This window comes from Butyrivibrio hungatei (assembly GCF_900101605.1).
GTDB classification, from domain to species: domain Bacteria; phylum Bacillota; class Clostridia; order Lachnospirales; family Lachnospiraceae; genus Butyrivibrio; species Butyrivibrio hungatei_B.
In genome coordinates this window covers 226,226-239,974 of the sequence record NZ_FMUR01000003.1, presented here as the reverse complement: position 1 = coordinate 239,974, position 13,749 = coordinate 226,226, and the positions used below count along the sequence as shown (strand labels likewise).

General features: G+C 41.6%; 12 protein-coding genes. 7 read left to right on the top strand and 5 right to left on the bottom strand.

Going from position 1 to position 13,749, the window contains the following annotated elements; genetic code table 11:
- The 4 genes from BLP87_RS01055 to BLP87_RS01040 are packed head-to-tail and all read left to right on the top strand — an operon-like array spanning window position 1 to window position 4,445.
- Complete coding sequence (locus BLP87_RS01055) at window positions 1-1,167, top strand: AGE family epimerase/isomerase (protein WP_074461054.1); 1,167 nt, start codon at window positions 1-3, stop codon at window positions 1,165-1,167.
- A complete protein-coding gene (locus tag BLP87_RS01050) occupies window positions 1,157-2,332 on the top strand; it encodes a glycoside hydrolase family 130 protein (protein WP_074461053.1) in 1,176 nt (391 codons plus the stop codon). The genes BLP87_RS01055 and BLP87_RS01050 overlap by 11 nt, the downstream gene beginning before the upstream one ends.
- Window positions 2,333-2,341: 9 nt before the next feature.
- The gene (locus tag BLP87_RS01045) at window positions 2,342-3,283 is read left to right on the top strand and encodes a type I phosphomannose isomerase catalytic subunit (protein ID WP_074461052.1); all 942 of its coding nucleotides are present in this window, start codon (window positions 2,342-2,344) and stop codon (window positions 3,281-3,283) included.
- Window positions 3,240-4,445: a GDSL-type esterase/lipase family protein gene (locus BLP87_RS01040; RefSeq protein WP_074461051.1), complete on the top strand. Its 1,206-nt coding sequence runs from the start codon at window positions 3,240-3,242 to the stop codon at window positions 4,443-4,445. The genes BLP87_RS01045 and BLP87_RS01040 overlap by 44 nt, the downstream gene beginning before the upstream one ends.
- A 576-nt stretch (window positions 4,446-5,021) precedes the next feature.
- Here the strand turns inward: BLP87_RS01040 and BLP87_RS01035 are convergent.
- From BLP87_RS01035 to BLP87_RS01015, 5 genes are all read right to left on the bottom strand, one after another.
- Window positions 5,022-5,675 (bottom strand): hypothetical protein, encoded by a 654-nt coding sequence (locus BLP87_RS01035; RefSeq protein WP_074461050.1) that lies wholly within the window; start codon window positions 5,673-5,675, stop codon window positions 5,022-5,024.
- Between the two features lie 91 nt (window positions 5,676-5,766).
- Window positions 5,767-6,417, bottom strand: a complete 651-nt coding sequence (locus BLP87_RS01030) for a hypothetical protein (protein ID WP_074461049.1) — start codon at window positions 6,415-6,417, stop codon at window positions 5,767-5,769.
- On the bottom strand, window positions 6,414-7,085 hold the full coding sequence (locus BLP87_RS01025) for a hypothetical protein (protein ID WP_074461048.1): 672 nt from the start codon (window positions 7,083-7,085) through the stop codon (window positions 6,414-6,416). Before BLP87_RS01025 ends, BLP87_RS01030 begins: the two co-directional genes overlap by 4 nt.
- A 15-nt stretch (window positions 7,086-7,100) precedes the next feature.
- Window positions 7,101-8,018 (bottom strand): ATP-binding cassette domain-containing protein, encoded by a 918-nt coding sequence (locus BLP87_RS01020; RefSeq protein ID WP_074461047.1) that lies wholly within the window; start codon window positions 8,016-8,018, stop codon window positions 7,101-7,103.
- A gap of 63 nt (window positions 8,019-8,081) precedes the next feature.
- Window positions 8,082-8,459, bottom strand: a complete 378-nt coding sequence (locus BLP87_RS01015) for a GntR family transcriptional regulator (protein ID WP_074461046.1) — start codon at window positions 8,457-8,459, stop codon at window positions 8,082-8,084.
- Between the two features lie 169 nt (window positions 8,460-8,628).
- On the opposite strand from BLP87_RS01015, the gene BLP87_RS01010 reads away from it, so the two are divergent.
- The 3 genes from BLP87_RS01010 to BLP87_RS01000 all read left to right on the top strand — a co-directional run bounded on the left by BLP87_RS01010 (window position 8,629) and on the right by BLP87_RS01000 (window position 13,711).
- A complete protein-coding gene (locus BLP87_RS01010; RefSeq protein WP_074461045.1) occupies window positions 8,629-9,306 on the top strand; it encodes a DNA alkylation repair protein in 678 nt (225 codons plus the stop codon).
- Between the two features lie 198 nt (window positions 9,307-9,504).
- On the top strand, window positions 9,505-11,277 hold the full coding sequence (locus BLP87_RS01005) for a nicotinamide-nucleotide amidohydrolase family protein (RefSeq protein ID WP_074461044.1): 1,773 nt from the start codon (window positions 9,505-9,507) through the stop codon (window positions 11,275-11,277).
- A gap of 22 nt (window positions 11,278-11,299) precedes the next feature.
- Window positions 11,300-13,711: a glycoside hydrolase family 3 protein gene (locus tag BLP87_RS01000; protein WP_074461043.1), complete on the top strand. Its 2,412-nt coding sequence runs from the start codon at window positions 11,300-11,302 to the stop codon at window positions 13,709-13,711.
- Window positions 13,712-13,749 lie beyond the last annotated feature (38 nt).

Here is a 13,749-nt window from a genome sequence, read left to right as displayed (position 1 = left end):
ATGGTCAGTGAAATAAAGGAGCATCTTCTGAATGGGATCATACCTTTTTGGAAAGGTTTAAGAGACGATGAATTCGGCGGATATTACGGCTATATGGGCTATGATCTTGCCGTTGATAAAAAATATGAAAAGGGCTGCATACTAAACAGCAGGATATTATGGTTTTTTTCAAGCGCATACAAAGTTCTCGTAGATAAAACGCTTTTAAGCGAGGCTACGCATGCGTATGAGTTTTTAAAAAAATATTGCATTGATGATGAATATGGCGGGGTATTCTGGTCGGTATCTTATGACGGAAAGCCTCTTGATACTACAAAACATACATATAATCAGGCTTTTACCATCTACGGACTGTCTGCTTATTTTGATGCATCGGGAGATTGGGAAGCACTGAAGATGGCTGTTTCTCTCTACGAACTTATAGAAAAGAAAATGCGTGATGAGCGCGGGTATCTTGAAGCGTTCGACAGAGAGTTCAAGCCTGTATCAAATGAAAAGCTGTCGGAAAACGGTACCGATGCGGTAAGGAGCATGAATACTCTTTTGCATGTTATGGAGGGATATACGGAGCTTTACAGGGTATCGGGCGATGGCAGAGTCAGAAAATCTTTATATGAGATTCTGAAAATAGTAAGTACCAAGATATATAATCCAAAGCTTCGCAGACAGGAAGTCTTTTTTGACAAAGATTATAACAGCCTGGTCGATCTTTATTCCTACGGACATGACATAGAAGCGGCATGGCTGATAAATAGGACAACCGATATTCTTGGCGACGGTGACCTTTCGGCAAAGATCGGCAGAATGACGGAGGAGATGGCGAGTGAAGTATATAAAGTTGCTTTTGACGGAAAATCAATTCCCGTCGAGGGACAGAATTCAGTTGTAAAAGAGGACAGAGTCTGGTGGGTGCAGGCTGAAGGAATCAATGGATTTCTTGATGCATACGAAAGACATCCCGAGAAAAAAGAATATCTTGAGGCGGCACGGGCTCTTTGGGATTACATAAAAGAATTTGTCATCGATAAGAGACCCGGATCTGAGTGGTTCTGGTATGTCGATAAAAACGGCGTACCCGCGAAGGACAAGCCTATAGTTGAGCCGTGGAAGTGTCCGTATCATAACGGAAGAATGTGTTTGGAGGTAATAACAAGAAATGTTACATGAGAGATATTACATTGAAAAGGACAGACAGGAAAAGCTCATGTCGCGGAAGAATGAACCTGCAGATTTTTATAACGGAGTATATACGAGATATAAATATCCGGTTCTTACAAGACAGCATATTCCGCTTACGTGGAAATACGATCTTGATATAAAGAGTAATCCGAATTTTCAGGAGAGGCTTGGGATAAATGCAGTTCTAAATTCAGGAGCCATTAAGCTTAACGGGAAGTATTATCTTGTTGCCAGAATAGAAGGCAATGACAGAAAGTCTTTTTTCGGAGTTGCTGAAAGTGATAACGGCATAGACAATTTCAGATTTTGGGATTATCCGATATTGCTTGATGACACTTGTAAGGAAGAGACAAATGTCTATGACATGAGGCTTACGCAGCATGAGGATGGCTGGATATACGGAGTGTTCTGTTCCGAGAGCCACGATGATTCCACAAACGATCTCTCGGCGGCAGTTGCGGCAGCAGGAATTGTAAGGACAAAAGATCTTAAAAAGTGGGAGCGACTTCCTAATCTTGTTACAAAACGCTCGCCTCAGCAGAGAAATGTTGTTCTTCATCCTGAGTTTGTTGACGGAAAATATGCTTTTTACACCCGTCCAATGGACAGCTTTATCGATACCGGAAGCGGCGGTGGTATAGGCTTTGGGCTGTGTGATGATATTGAACATGCAGTGATAGATGAGGAAAAGATTCTTAGCAGAAGAAGATATCATCAGATTACGGAAGCCAAGAACGGTGAATGCGTTGTGCCTATAAAGACAGACAAGGGATGGCTTCATATCGCACACGGCGTAAGAAATACGGCAGCAGGACTAAGATACGTCCTTTATGCCTATGCAACCGATCTTAACGATCCCGGAAAAGTTATAGCGGAGCCCGGAGGACTTCTTCTTGGACCGCTTGGATGGGAGAGAGTAGGAGACGTTTCAAACGTTGTATTCTCAAACGGCGCCATCGTAGAAGAAAACGGCGATATTCTTCTTTATTATGCGGGCAGCGATACAAGGGTATATGTTGCCAAAACAAGTATCGAACTTCTTAGCGATTATATCTTCGGAACTCCCGAAGATCCCGGCAGAAGCGTGCTTTGCGTGCAGCAAAGATGCGAGCTTATAAAGAAAAATCTTGAAGTTTTAAAAAATGAGATTTAAGGAGCAAATATGGCAGTATTAAAACTACAGGCTCCGACCAAAGACTATCTGTGGGGAGGAAACCGCCTTGTCGACGAATTCGGTAAAAGACCGGCAGGCGATGTGACCGCGGAAAGCTGGGAGCTGTCATGTTATCCCGGTTGCGAGTCTGTGATTGAAAACGGTGAGTTTGCAGGAAAGACGCTCACAGATTATATAAATGAAAAAGGTAAGGATGTTCTTGGAAAAAACTGCGAGAAATTCAGGGACTTTCCGATACTTATCAAGCTTATTGATGCAAGAAAAGATCTGTCATTGCAGGTTCATCCGTCAGATGATTACGCTCTGAAAAAAGAAGGGCAGTACGGAAAGACGGAGATGTGGTATATAATTGATGCCAAAGATGACGCGTTTTTGTATTATGGCTTTAAACGCGAGATTTCCAAAGAAGAGTTCCGAAAGCGCATAGAGAATCAGACTCTTACAGAAGTTCTTAATGCTTATCCCGTAAGCAAGGGGGATGTGGTTTTTATTGAGGCGGATACTCTGCATGCAATAGGTGAGGGGATTCTTCTTGCAGAAATTCAGGAAAATTCGGATATCACTTACAGAGTGTATGATTACGGAAGACGCGATAAAAACGGAAATCTGCGTAAACTTCATATAGAAAAAGCACTTGAAGTGACCGATCTTTTTCCGGCCAAAAAGGTCCCGAGACCTGAACCGCATATCGGAAATTGCAAATATTTTACGGTTGATAAAGTCAATCTAAGCGGTAGGATCATGAATAAGCTTAGCGGTACGGTTGACGAGAACTCGTTTTTACATATTCTGTTCCTTTCGGGAGAAGGGGAAATAAAGAATGACAACGAGGATGTGAGATTTAAAAAAGGCGACAGCTTCTTCATACCGGCAGGTGATGGAAATTATGAGATTTGCGGAGAGTGTGAGGCGCTTTTCACGTATATTTAAGGATGAGAATATGCTTAGAGAGTATAAAATTTCAGAAATAGAAAAATTGAAGATCCATGGCAGGAGAACTGCATGTCTTGATCCTTTAACGCTGTTCTGGAATGGTTCGGGAATAGAAATGAATGTACGTGCCACTGTGGTGAAACTTCGCTGTTATGCAGACTATTCAGTCTTTGAGCCGTGGATTGATGTCCTTGTTGAAGGTGTAAGATATCAGAAGAGACCGCTTGAAAAGGGAATAAATGAGATCACAATCTGGCAAGGAAATGCGGGACCTTGCGAAAGTGATATTCCGCTCAGAAATATCAAGATCATGCGAGATACACCCGCTATGGCGGCGGATGGTGATACCCTGATACGGATTGAAGCTGTTTTTACCGATGGTACATTTGAAATTGTAGATGAACCGGGGCATAGGATTGAGTTCATAGGAGACAGTATAACATCAGGCGAAGGCTGCATGGGGCCTGTAAGTGAACAGGAGTGGAACAGCGCATGTTTTGATGCTTTCGATAATTATACATATATGACTTCTCAAAAACTTGGAGCCGACTACGAAGTATTCAGCCAGAGCGGTTATGGCTTTGTGTGGTCCTGGAATGGCAATCCGAAAGAAAATATGCCGTTATTCTATGATGAGGTGTGCGGGCTTGTTCCGGACGGAAAAGCTTGTGAGCTTGGGACTTATGAGAAATATGATTTTTCTCTTTTTAAACCTGATATCGTCATTATTAATTTGGGTACGAATGATGCGGGTGCATATTCCGTAAGTAGCCATGAAGCTGCAAGGAGCATGGGAAGTGATAATATTCACTATCTGAATGAAAAAGGTGAGATTCCGCCGGAGGATGTGGCAGCGCTTAAGAACGGCGCAAAAGCTTTTTTGAAAAAGGTCAGAGAGAAGCGCACGGGGGCCATAATAATATGGGCTTACGGAATGCTGCTTCAGGATTCTGATATAATTAACACTCAGATGACAAACCTGCTGTCAGCGGCAGTTGCTGAGTATTCCAAGCAGGAAAACGACAGCAAGGTATATTATCATCAGCTTCCGCCGACACTTGCAGGAGAGTTTGGCTCGAGATCGCATCCCGGCCATGCGGCCCATAAGAAGGCAGCAGAATCATTGGTGAAGAAGATAGAAGCGGTATTGGGGGTGTGATAGAAAGACTTGCATTTGTGGGATGTCTTGAATCATAGATTCAAGGCGCTCGCAAACAGGCCATTTGAGTCAGTTTCACCGAAGGACTTGTTTGTTTATTGTATCAAGCTCTCACGAAATCTGCAGCCGATGCGGATTGGATATTCCGGATGTTTATGCTTGTTAGTCGAATCACAGTCAGCTTACCCTGTCAATTTTGCAGTAAATGCAAGTATGGACAGGGCTATTTGCTGCCTTTACCCTGTCCATTATGCAGTAAATGGAAAAATAGACAGGGCTATTTGCTGTCTTTTTCCTGTCTATTATGCGGTAAATGGAAATATAGACAGAGCTATTTACTGCCATTTTCCTGTCCATTATGCGGAAAATGGAAAAATAGACAGGGCATTTTACTGCCTTTACACTGTCTATTATGCGGTAAATGCAAGTATGGACAGGGATTTATTGCTTTATATTAAAGTGCACTGCCTATATCGGGGAGCGATGAAAAGTGGCAGGACGATCATGCAAGAATTTTCTGCCTATATAGGACAGATGATGAATGGTAGCAGAATAGCACGGGAAAAGAGTTGCTGCTTAGGCTTTGTTGTTTTCTTTCATAACATGAGCTGATACCGGGTATTTATAGAGCAGGTTTGCTACGAGGATCGAGAGTAGTGATCCTGCTATCATTATCAGAAAACCGATGGCTATTGCGCTTTTCATGTTGATCTTAAAAAATTCATCCAGCATGGATGTGAAGATGATTGTTGGAATAAATATGATTACCATGAATATAATACTTAATAGTGTGCGCTTGCTAAATAAAATTTCATACAACATAAAATTGATGCAGAGTACACTGAAAGCCAAAATGAGCGTGCCGTGTTTTGCATAGCTTTCTTGTAAAGAAAGATTCGGTAACGGTTTACTTACAATATATAACCTGTGTATTGATATTAATAGAAAAGTGATTATATACAGGGGGATTTGTATAAAAAAGGGGTATACGGTCTGGAGTTTTTTTGCTGACGGTGATGACTGCGCAAGTCCTGATCCGCTTGTGTTCACAATGCTCGTAAAAAAGAAAATTGCGGAATTAGTAAAGAATATCATGTTTGATAAATTACTATGTGATAAGAGCTCGCCAATCATTCCTAGTAGAAACAGGACTACTGAGGCTATTATGTTTAATTTTAGTTTTGGGGTAGCCTTTAGTATAGTTATTATCTTTTTGACTTCTTTTTTCATGTGTGGGCTCCTTAATGACAAGGTGAGATTGGTTTTTCTTGTACATAAATTATTTCACTTCATGATTGATCAAAAGCCGGCGAGGTATTTGCTAAGCTTTGGTGTTTGCTTTCATAACATGAGCTGATATTGGGGACTTATAGAGTAGATTTGCTATAAGGATTGAAAGCAGTGAACCTGTTATTACTATTAGATACCCTATGATTACAGCATTTGTGAGAGCAAGCGAAGAAGGGAGGTGTAACATGTTGTGTTTTTCAAAATTGCATATTATTACTGCATAAGGAATTATAATAAGCATTGTACATATAAAACCAAAACCAAAGTATTTGTAGTTTACGTGCGGCATTATTTCCAGTCCGGCAATTAAAATGCTGTATAAGATAATAAACCAGCATGACCATGATATATCAAATGTGGTGTCAATATATATACTGTGAAAAGCGATAATGGTATACATAAGGATAGAAAATGGGAATTGAATAATACAAGGGTAAAAAGTTTGCATCCTTTTTGCGGAGGATGACGATTGTATCAGACCGGAACCGCTGGATAGCATTATGGCTTGCTGTATGAAGGTTGTACATGTAATGAATAATATTTTGCCCGTTCCTGTGAGAAAGCCTTGCTTTGCTAACAAAATCATACCTACACAAAGAGTAATGATTGAGCTTATTGTATTAGCTTTTAGATTGGGCGCAGCTTTTATAATGGTTATTATTTTTCGAATCTCTTTTTTCATGTCAAATCTCCTTGATGTTTGAGGCAATGAGCTGTGGTATAACGAAATACCAAAACAGCGGTCGTTGCCGATAATATTAAAGATATCGGTAGCCATATAATAAAAGGTATCTTTACCGAGTCGAGTAAAAATAACAGCATTATGCCGACGTTAAAAGCACTTATCACGATTCCGGAAAGTAAGGATATATAAGCATAAACGGTATTGACCAATATATTTCTCATAAATGCCAGAAAGCCGGTTGTAAAGCAGTAGTTTAGAAGAATAATGTTTATTACAAAAATACAAAATTTTAAATCTATTTTTTCTGAAGAAAATATGCCTATCGCTATAAGACTTATAACAGGGGGAAAAGAAATCTGTATAAAGCGTCTTATCTGGTCTGCGAGTATGGCGTCTTTCATAAAACTTTCGACGTAAGCGGAATTTTTTATCATTCCGATTGGGAAACCTTTTGCGCTGATTCCGTTAAATGTCAAATAGTCAGCAAATATGGTGAAGCTTGCAATTAATGACATCGTGATGACCATGCCCAGATAAGTGTCGAAAATCGAAATAAGCAAATCAAATGGAATGAGGAAAATCGGCATAATAACGAGCATTAAAATGTTATGTAATAAACTGCAAAAACTGTTATGTGCGATTATTTTTTTATGTAAATGTTTCATCTGCGCATCCTCCGGTCAGATCAGCGGCTTAACGCGTGTATGAGCCCGCATTATACCTACAGAAAGCTGGGAGAGTGTGGGAGCACTTGTCTCGATGTCCATACCCGCAAGCTTTTCGAGGTTCTCGCTGAGGCAAAGACCTTCATAACCGTATTTGTTTGAAGTTATATCAAAAAGAATATGCTTTGCGCTTTCTTCGTCTTTCTTTTCACCGCGGACATAAATGTATTTTTCTTTGAGATCTTCGACGAAGCCCTGTTCAACGACGGTTCCGTTTTCGATTATGATCGCATAGTCGGTTACATTTTCCATATCGGAGATGTTGTGAGTAGAGAAGATTACTGACTTTTCGCTACCTTCCGAAGAAGCAAGATAATCGCGGATCATGGAGCAAAGTCTTTCTCTCATAAGCGGATCTAAGGGAGAAGCGGGTTCGTCCATAAGAAGAAGTTTCGTATCTCTTGCAAGAACACCTGCGAGCATGAGCTTTACGCGGTTTCCGTCTGAGAGACTACTTACTTTTTTATTGTTATCCGAATTTGAACCGCTTGTTACCGCAAGTTCATCCAATATTTTGTCGTATTTTTTGCCATCAAAGCTGTCAAACAGAACGGACTGCAGTTCTTTTGTCTGCTTAAGCGTCCAGTGGGGCAGGAAGTAGAATTTGTCTGTTCCCGTATAGCCGATGTTCTCTTTGACGTAAGGATTGTTTTCCCTGTCTTTTTCCGTATAACTTCCAAAGTATGTGATGTCGCCTTTATGTTGCTTTTTTATGCCGGCGATCATTTCAAGCAATGTGGTCTTGCCGGCGCCGTTTTCTCCGATAAGTGCCGTCGCAAACCCTTGCGGAAAATCGATGCTGTCGATATTAAGCTCGAAATGACCGTACTTTTTTTGAATGTTTTTACATGAGATGACTGTTTCTGCTTTCATAGTTTAAATGCCTCCGTTGTGTTAGTACATCAAATGGAAAAAATAAGATCACATGAAAATGCCTTAATCAGTGCGTTCCAGATCCTGCAAAGCCTTTAATGTGCTTAGCAGTTCGTCATCCGACATTTTCGCAATCTTTGCAAATTTGATGGCGTCGAGAAGAGCCTCCTCGACTTTGCGTATATGCTGTTCCTTGAGCATTTCGGTGTCCTGGGCGTTTACGTAGTATCCCTTTCCCTGAACGGCTGTCACAAGCCCTTCGCTTTCAAGCTGTTCATAAGCCTTGATGGTGGTGATGACGCTGATCTTAAGATCTTTTGCAAGCCCTCTTATCGAAGGCATATATTCACCCTGACCGATCCGGCCTTCTAGTATCTCGCTGCGAAAGTAATCTGCAATCTGCTGATAGATAGGCACACCTGAATTTTGTGATATTTTCATATGCTTCCTCACATACAACTGTTTATATGTTATATATACACTAATAACAGATAAATGTCAAACATATAGAATTCAAATCAAAAAAACAGATAAAATACACACTTTTTTCAGACTAATTAGATATGAATTTGGAAATTTATCTTATATAATCGGATTAATGGAGGGTGGTATGACAACAGATGAGATAAGAGCAAGGCTGTTCGAACTTAAAGATGATAAATACGCATCTTTTCACAGGAAGCTGATACCTACGGTCGACGCAGACAAGGTGCTTGGTGTGAGAACGCCCGTGCTCAGAAAGTTTGCAAAAGAGGTGGCAAAAGATGCGGGATGCGAGCTCTTTTTACGGGAACTTCCGCATAAATACTACGACGAGAACCAGCTTCATGCCTTCATAATATCCGGGATAAAAGATTATGAAAAATGCGCGGAGGTAGTCGAGAAGTTCCTTCCGTACGTTGACAACTGGGCTACATGCGACCAGCTTTTACCGGTGTCTTTTAAGAAAAACAAAGAGCTGCTCATAAAGAGAATCTATAAATGGCTTGATTCAGATAAGACCTATACTGTGCGCTTCGGAATCGGCATGCTTATGAAGCACTTCCTTGAGGAAGACTTTAAGCCTGAATATCTTGAGAGAGTAGCGGCGATCAGGTCCGATGAATATTATATTCAGATGATGGTAGCATGGTATTTTGCGACTGCGCTCAGTTTTCGCTATGACGATGCGCTTTCATATGTAAGGGATAATAAACTGGACCCTGAAGTTAAGAAAAAGACTGTCAGGAAGGCGATTGAAAGCTATCGGATTTCCAAAGAACAGAAAGAATATCTGAGAAGTTGTTGATTAAGCGATAATTAAAAAAAAATTTACAACACGTAATAATTTAAAGATGCCCATGGATAGGAGGTTTTCGTAAACAAAAGTGCTAAAATTTTATGGAAAATCGTATAAAATTATGGTGCAGAAGTATAAAATGTGTGCGGAATGAAGCACTAAATCAATCTTTATGATACAATAATATGCAGTTAAGGAGAAATGTGTATGCGTATTATTAATATTATAGAAAACACTGCAGGTAAAAATGACTGCATACCCGAGCACGGACTGTGCTTCTACGTAGAGACCAAGAAACATAAGATTCTCGTAGATACCGGAGCATCCGGACTACTCGTAGAGAACGCAGATCAGCTTGGAATAGATTTGGCGGATGTGGACACTGTTGTTATTACACACGGTCATTACGATCATGGTGGAGGTATCCTTTCATTTGCAGATCTGAATGACACCGCGACGATTTATATAAACGAGCATGCTTTTCAGAAGTTCTACTCGACATCGCGCGGAAGAAGACCAAGATACATCGGTCTTAGCAGAAAGGTAAAAGACCTTCCTCAGGTTGAGATCCTTGAGGATGGCGTAAATAAGATTGACGACGAGCTCACTGTTTTTTCCGATATAGGGGACAGATATGAGAATCCCCAGACGAACAGCACTCTCTTTGTAAAAGAGGGAAGCGAGCTTGTGGAAGATGATTTTTCTCATGAGCAATGCCTTGTTGTTTCATCGGAAGGTAAAAAAATATTATTTTCGGGCTGTGCACATCACGGTATTCAGAATATAATGGAAAAGTATGTGTCGATCTTCAAGAACGACCCGGACATGGTAATAAGCGGGTTCCACACTGCAAGAGACAGAGGATATTCCAAAGAAGATATCAAGGAGATCCGAAATATTGCCAAAGACCTGACGGAGTATGAATCTGTTTTTTACACGGGTCACTGCACAGGTGAAGAGCCGTTTGAAGAGATGCAGAAAATCTTAAAAGATAAGATTAAATACGTTCATTGCGGCGATGAGATCAAACTCTCGGAACCAAAGAGAAGTAAGAGCAGGAGCCGAAACCGCGATATGGATATGGATATGGATATGGACAACGACATCGATATCGACGATGATGTAGACGATATTGATGAGGATGAAGAGGAAACAAGACCTTCAAGATCTACAAGGTCCAGATCGTCCAGACGTAAGGAAGAGCCCGAATCAAGTACCAGAGAGAGACGTTCCTCAAGGGCGAAAGAGGCAGTGGAATCACGGCCGAGGGCAAAAGAGGCGACGGAAGAGAGGCCTTCTAGGGAAAAAGCATCTTCAAGGGCAAAAGAAGCAGTGGTTTCAAAGCCCAAGGAAGCATCAAATTCCAGAGTAAAACAGGCCGTAGTTTCAAAACCTAAAGAGACAGCAGCTGCTAAGAAAAAAGAAGCAGAATACGTAAAATCAAAGGATACAGCACCTGAGAAGAAAGAAGAAACAGTGGTTGTAAGAGCTGAAGATACCGTAAGGGCAAAATACAGAAGGATTACAGAGACTCTTATTAAAAGAGAGCTTACCTTCACATCAATGGAGAGTTGTACATCGGGGCTTATCGCTTCGCTTATAACAGATACAGAAGGCTCATCGGCCGTAATGAAGGGTGCATATATTACATACAGTAATGATGCGAAGGTCCTTCATGGCGTTCCGAAGGAAACAATAGATAAGTACGGAGTATATTCCTATGAAACTGCCGAAGATATGGCATTTTCTGCGGGTGCTATCTATGAAGCCGATGTGGCAATCGGTGTTACCGGAACTATGGGAAATACCGATCCTTCAAATGATGACAGTGTTCCCGGAGAGGTTTATTTTGCAATCGCTTCCAAGTTCGGAAACAGGAGCTATCATGCAAATATACCGCCGAAACACTCAAGATATGAGTATAAGCTTGCCGTCGCTGAACTTGTGGCGGACAAATTAATAGAGATTATCGGCAAATAATTCACGGAGGGATTCTTAGAAAATGCAAAAATGGGCAAGACTTTTATATCAGCCGGCACTACCGCTTAACGGGAAGGTGCCTGTTACGGGAAGCGAGGAACATATCGGTATTTCCAAAAAAGCTGCAGATGAAAGTGTTGTTCTTTTAAAGAACAATGGACTGTTGCCTCTTAGAAACGTTGAGAAGGTGGCTCTGCTGGGAAAAGCGTCATATGAGTACGTAAAAGGCGGCGGAGGCTCCGGAGACGTATATTGCGAATATACAAGATCGTTGTACGACGGACTTAAAATGCGCGGTGTCAAGGTGTACGAGCCTATTATTGAGTATTACAAGGAAGAACTTGATAAGCAGTACAAGAAGGGCTGCGTTCCCGGAATGACCAAGGAACCTACCGTTCCTTCCGTTATTCTAAAAAATGCCACAAGATTTTCTGAGACAGCTATTGTTGTCATCAACAGATTTTCAGGCGAAGGCTGGGACAGAAGCGATATAGACGGAGATATCGAGACATTTAATCCATGGCCTGCGGGCGTTAAGATGACGACCTTATCCAAAGTCATTTTCCCCGACGGAGATTTTTATCTTTCATTTGAGGAAAAAGAGCTTGTTCAAAATGCATGTGATATCTTCGATAATGTAGTTGTTGTTCTTAATATCGGCGGTGTTATGGACTGCAGATGGATAGAGGGCAATGACAGGATCGACGCGGCTGTTTATATGGGACAGGGCGGAATGGAAGGTGGCCTTGCGGCAGCAGACGTTATTCTTGGAAATATTTGTCCTTCGGGAAGACTTGCGGATACATTTGCTGGAACTTTAGAGGATTATCCTTCAACCAAGGGATATCACGACTCTTTTGATTATGTTGATTATACGGAAGATATCTATGTCGGCTACAGATTTTTTGAGACCTTTGAGGGAGCTTCCGACAGAGTTATCTATCCTTTTGGATACGGACTTTCATATACAAGTTTTGATATAGAAGTTTTGGGTGCCGTCAAAAAAGAGGACACCATCATTTTCAATGTAAAAGTTACAAATACGGGAAGAATGGCCGGAAAAGAAGTTGTGCAGCTCTATGTTTCGGCTCCTTCGGGTAAGCTTCTTAAGCCCAAGAAGAGTCTTGTTGATTTTGAGAAGACAAAAGAGCTCCAGCCTGGCGAATCGCAGCTTATGACGCTTAAGATCACCGAATACGGACTTTCATCTTATGATGATCTCGGAAAGTTCAGTGATGCTTCTTATGTTCTTGAAAAGGGAAAATATGAATTCTATCTCGGAAGCAACGTAAGAGATGCTGCTAAGATCTCTTTCTTCTGGGAGAACTTTGTAGATAAGGTTGTATGCACACTCAGCCACAAGGTTGTTCCCGCCGCTCTTAAAAAGAGACTTCTCGGAGACGGAACATATGAAGAGCTTCCTGTTTTTGAGAAGCCTGACAAGAATGAGAGCGTAATTGAGAAAATGGAACCCGGTACGGAGGAAGCGCTTGCTCCCACTGAAAAGGGACTTAAGAGACATTATTACACGATGCCTCTGATAGAAGGAGCGAAGAAGCTTTCTGACGTTGCCGAAGGTAAGATAAGTCTCGATGAATTTATGGAGCAGCTTTCTGTAAATGACATGATTGAGCTTCTTGGTGGTCAGCCAAACACAGGTGTTGCCAATGTATTTGGATTTGGCAATATGGAGGAATACGGTATTCCCAATGCGATGACCGCTGACGGCCCAGCGGGTGTTCGTATCATGCCTGAGACCGGAATCAAGACAACGGCATTTCCTTGTGCTACGTCTATCGCATGTACCTGGAACAAAGAGATTGCGGAAGAAGTAGGAAGAGCAGGCGGAGAGGAGCTTAAAGAGAATAACCTCTGCGTATGGCTTACACCTGCGATCAATATACACAGAAATCCCATGTGCGGACGAAACTTTGAGTATTACTCGGAGGATCCTTATCTTACAGGTAAGATGGCAGCAGCCATGGTACGTGGAATCCAGCAGAACCATGTCGGTGCGTGCGTTAAGCACTTTGCTTGCAATAACAAGGAGATTAACAGAAAGCACTGTGATTCGAGAGTATCGGAGAGAGCGCTTAGAGAGATATATTTAAAGCCCTTTGAGATGATCGTAAAGGAGGAGCAGCCTTACACCATTATGTCATCATACAATGTTGTCAACGGTGAACGAGCTTCCGAGTGCAGAGATCTCATAACAGGAATCCTTCGCGAAGAGTGGGGATATACCGGACTTGTCATGTCAGACTGGTGGACAAGAGGAGAGCACTACAAAGAAATCAACGCAGGAAACGATCTTAAGATGGCGACGGGATTTCCTGAGAGAGTTAAGGAAGCGCTCAGCCTCGGCGCCGTAAGCGAAGAGAACATTCGTATAAGTGCAAAGAGAGTGCTTAAAACACTGCTTAAGTTTGATTAAGAATAAAGATAAAGACAAAATGAAATGGACTAAAGAGA

What these genes read in the sequence shown, in the direction of transcription:
- BLP87_RS01020 (WP_074461047.1), bottom strand. Translation starts at nt 8,018, where the DNA reads ATGAAAGCAGAAACAGTCATCTCATGTAAAAACATTCAAAAAAAGTAC.
- BLP87_RS01005 (WP_074461044.1), top strand. Translation starts at nt 9,505, where the DNA reads ATGCGTATTATTAATATTATAGAAAACACTGCAGGTAAAAATGACTGC.
- BLP87_RS01055 (WP_074461054.1), top strand. Translation starts at nt 1, where the DNA reads ATGGTCAGTGAAATAAAGGAGCATCTTCTGAATGGGATCATACCTTTT.
- BLP87_RS01010 (WP_074461045.1), top strand. Translation starts at nt 8,629, where the DNA reads ATGACAACAGATGAGATAAGAGCAAGGCTGTTCGAACTTAAAGATGAT.
- BLP87_RS01015 (WP_074461046.1), bottom strand. Translation starts at nt 8,459, where the DNA reads ATGAAAATATCACAAAATTCAGGTGTGCCTATCTATCAGCAGATTGCA.
- BLP87_RS01000 (WP_074461043.1), top strand. Translation starts at nt 11,300, where the DNA reads ATGCAAAAATGGGCAAGACTTTTATATCAGCCGGCACTACCGCTTAAC.
- BLP87_RS01035 (WP_074461050.1), bottom strand. Translation starts at nt 5,675, where the DNA reads ATGAAAAAAGAAGTCAAAAAGATAATAACTATACTAAAGGCTACCCCA.
- BLP87_RS01050 (WP_074461053.1), top strand. Translation starts at nt 1,157, where the DNA reads ATGTTACATGAGAGATATTACATTGAAAAGGACAGACAGGAAAAGCTC.
- BLP87_RS01045 (WP_074461052.1), top strand. Translation starts at nt 2,342, where the DNA reads ATGGCAGTATTAAAACTACAGGCTCCGACCAAAGACTATCTGTGGGGA.
- BLP87_RS01040 (WP_074461051.1), top strand. Translation starts at nt 3,240, where the DNA reads ATGAGATTTGCGGAGAGTGTGAGGCGCTTTTCACGTATATTTAAGGAT.
- BLP87_RS01030 (WP_074461049.1), bottom strand. Translation starts at nt 6,417, where the DNA reads ATGAAAAAAGAGATTCGAAAAATAATAACCATTATAAAAGCTGCGCCC.
- BLP87_RS01025 (WP_074461048.1), bottom strand. Translation starts at nt 7,085, where the DNA reads ATGAAACATTTACATAAAAAAATAATCGCACATAACAGTTTTTGCAGT.